Genomic DNA, 3,176 nt, shown 5'->3' with positions numbered 1-3,176 from the left:
TCGTTCATCGACTTGATCCAGGCGTCGATGGCCGGCTGGCCGGCGTCGTGCCATTCGCCAAGCCCGTCCTCGGGGATGACGGTGATGGTGCTGCCGCTGTCGATCGCGGCCTGACGCACATCCATTTCGGCCTTGTCGAAGGCATCACCCGCCAGAGGCGCAAGATTCACGCCGGTATTGTCGTCGATGATCTTTTTCAGATCGTCGGGCAGCGCGTCATATTTCGCCTGATTCATCACCAGAGCGAAAACCGAGGTCGAGATCCCGCCATCCTCGACGCCGAATTCGGTGTGATCCTTGGCAATTTCCTGCAGGCGCAGCGAACCCGACACCTCCCACGGCAGAACCGCGCTGTCGATGACGCCCGTGCTCAGCGCCTGCGGCAGTTCCGGCACCGGCATGCCGACCGGCGTTGCGCCAAAGGCGGCCAGAACGTCGGTCATCGCGCGCGACGGGGTGCGCACCTTCAGCCCCTTCATGTCGGCCAGTTTCTCGACTTTCTTGCCCTTGATATGGACCTTGTAGGCAGCGGGCGCGTGGATCAGCAGCGGATGCACGCCGCGCAATTCGTCATTCAGGTATTTCGCCTGATATTCCTGCAACGCCATGGTGGTTTCCTTCGCCGTACCGGCGACGAAGGGCAGTTCGAACACCTCGGCCTTGGGGAAACGGCCGGGGGTATAGCCCAGAACCGTCCAGGCAATATCGATCACGCCATCGCGGGCCTGATCGTAAAGCTGCGGAGGCTTGCCGCCCAATTGCATCGACGGATAGATCTGCACGTCGATCCGGCCACCCGACTGTTCCTCGATCGCCTTTTCCCAGGGCTCAAGAACACCTTTCTGGATCGGGGCCTCGGGTGACAGGAAGTGTTCGACGCGCAGCGTAACCTCCTGCGCGGCGGCTACACCTGCGATTGTCGCAAACGCGACCGTGGCAAGCAAAAGTTTCTTCATGGTCTTCCTCCCTGTTCAGGTCAATTCCGGGCCTGCCACGCAGCATCGCCCGTATTCGTTCCAAGTGCAATGATTTGCACCCAATCATGGCCCGGAGCAAGGCGCGTCAAGGCCCCGGCCAGTGTTTCGGTATCGCTGGCCGCCACTTCGGCAAGCGCCGCAGCGACGATTTTCAACGCCTCGGGGCGGGGCATCTGGCGCGCCAGATAGAACCCTGCCGCCTCGGCCAGCATGGCACCGCGATCCCGTGCAAATGTCTCGGCGATGCGGTCGGGGCGCGGGGCGATGGTCTTGGCCAGGGCCAGCGCAAGACGCAGCGCCGCCCCCGTGCGGATGATCATTTCGGGCAGCGTATGCCATTCCAGCGCCAGCGCAGCACCGTCGCGTTCCTGCGCATGGACCATCGCCTGATACAGCGGCCCGACCGCCCCGGCGTTCAGTCGCGCAAGGCTGACCAGCGCTTCGGCCGCGACCGGGTTCGATTTCTGCGGCATGGTCGAGGATCCGCCACCGGTGCCCGCGCTGACCTCGGCGATTTCCGACTGGCCCAGCAGGATCAGATCGGCCCCGATCTTGCCAAGCGAGCCAGTGACCAGCGCCAGCCAGCCGCCCAGTTCGGCGATGACATCGCGGGTCGAATGCCAGGGAATATCGGGGGCGCCAAGGCCAAGCTGTGCCGCCATCGCGTGCCGGACTTCGGCCATGCGCGGGGCCAGTGCCGCCCCCGTTCCCGCCGCGCCATACAACGATACGTTCAGTACGCGCGGGCGCAGCTCGTCAAGGCGCTCAAGGTGCCGCAGCAGAGGCGCGCGCCAGACCGCGATCTTGGCCCCCAGCGTCGTCGGCGCGGCGATCTGATAGCGGGTGCGCGCCGGGATCGGCTGATCGGCATATTCATCCGCCTTCGCCGCCAGAACCGCGATGACATCGTCCAGCCGCGTCTGGATGATCCGCAGCGCCTGAACCAGTTGCAGAACCAGCCCGGTATCCTGAATATCCTGCGAGGTCGCGCCGAAATGCGCCCATTGGCCATGTTCGCCGCAGGCCGATTTCAGCGCCCCCGCGAGGGCTTGTGCCGCGATGCCCGCCGTCGCGGTCGCGGCGATCAGGCTGTCGGGGTCAAGGACCAGCCCCTCGGCGATCCGCGCAATGGCCGCGGCGGCATCCTGCGGGATGATCCCCAGTTCCCCCTGCACGCGGGCCAGCGCCGCCTCGGCCCGCAGCATCGCCGAAAGCTGGGCGGGCGTTTCCATCACGCCGCCCAGTTCGGGATCGCCGAAAAGTCCCTGTGTCAGGGTCATGCGGCGCGCAGCCCAAGTATCTGCCGCGCCTGCTGAAAACTGGCAACGGGGCGCTGGTATTTCTCGCACAGCTTTGCCGCGCGGCGGACCAGCGCCGCGTTCGAAGGGGCCAGCGTGTCACGGTCGATGCGAACGTTGTCCTCAAGCCCGGTGCGCGCATGCCCGCCCGAGGAAATCGCCCATTCGTTAATCACGATCTGGTTCGGCCCGATTCCCGCCGCACACCATGCCGCATCCTCGCCGAACAGACGTTTGACGGTGTGGATGTAATAGTCGAACACATCGCGATCGACCGGCATCGCGTTCTTGACACCCATCACGAACTGCACATAGGGCCGGTCCTTGATGCGCCCGTCCTTCCACATCTTATGCGCCTGAAGGATATGGGACAGGTCAAAGGCCTCGATCTCGGGCTTGACGTCATGGGCCACCATCTCGCTGGCCAGCCAGTCCACCAGATCGGGCGGATTCTCGTACACCCGCGTCGGAAAATTGTTCGAGCCGACCGACAGGCTGGCCATGTCGGGCGCGAGGGGCAGCATCCCGCCCCGCGCGTTCCCCGCACCCGACCGTCCACCCGTTGAAAGCTGCACGATCATGCCGGGGCAGTGCTTTTCCAGCCCCTCTTTCAGCGCCGCGAAACGGTCGGGGTCGCTGGTCGGCTTGCCCTCGTCGTCGCGGACGTGGCAATGCGCGATGGTCGCGCCGGCCTCGAACGCCTCTTGCGTGGATTCGATCTGTTCCGCGATGGTGATCGGAACCGCCGGGTTGTTGTCCTTGGTCGGCAGGGATCCGGTGATCGCCACGCAGATGATGCAGGGGTGTGTCATGGCTTGCCCTCAGATGTCGAACAAGACGGGTTCGCCGTCGCCCTGCACACGGATGTCAAAGCGCTCGACGGTCTTGCCGTCGCGTGCGG

The 3,176-nt window shown here is 64.9% G+C and carries 3 protein-coding genes; all 3 read right to left on the bottom strand.

Going from position 1 to position 3,176, the window contains the following annotated elements:
* A partial coding sequence (locus ACK5L9_RS02720; protein ID WP_416909912.1) for a TRAP transporter substrate-binding protein occupies positions 1 to 956 on the bottom strand: 956 nt, incomplete at its 3' end.
* Between the two features lie 20 nt (positions 957 to 976).
* The gene (locus ACK5L9_RS02715; protein WP_416909911.1) at positions 977 to 2,257 is read right to left on the bottom strand and encodes a lyase family protein; all 1,281 of its coding nucleotides are present in this window, start codon (positions 2,255 to 2,257) and stop codon (positions 977 to 979) included.
* Complete coding sequence (locus ACK5L9_RS02710) at positions 2,254 to 3,087, bottom strand: 3-keto-5-aminohexanoate cleavage protein (RefSeq protein WP_416909910.1); 834 nt, start codon at positions 3,085 to 3,087, stop codon at positions 2,254 to 2,256. The genes ACK5L9_RS02715 and ACK5L9_RS02710 overlap by 4 nt, the downstream gene beginning before the upstream one ends.
* Positions 3,088 to 3,176 lie beyond the last annotated feature (89 nt).

This window comes from Paracoccus sp. (in: a-proteobacteria) (assembly GCF_047973135.1).
Classification (GTDB): domain Bacteria; phylum Pseudomonadota; class Alphaproteobacteria; order Rhodobacterales; family Rhodobacteraceae; genus Paracoccus.
The sequence above is the reverse complement of the archived record's forward strand: the minus strand, read 5'-3'. Positions and strand labels throughout refer to the sequence as shown.

Bases quoted from the DNA above. Each gene is read 5' to 3' on its own strand.
- ACK5L9_RS02715 (WP_416909911.1), bottom strand. From the start codon at position 2,257: ATGACCCTGACACAGGGACTTTTCGGCGATCCCGAACTGGGCGGCGTG.
- ACK5L9_RS02710 (WP_416909910.1), bottom strand. From the start codon at position 3,087: ATGACACACCCCTGCATCATCTGCGTGGCGATCACCGGATCCCTGCCG.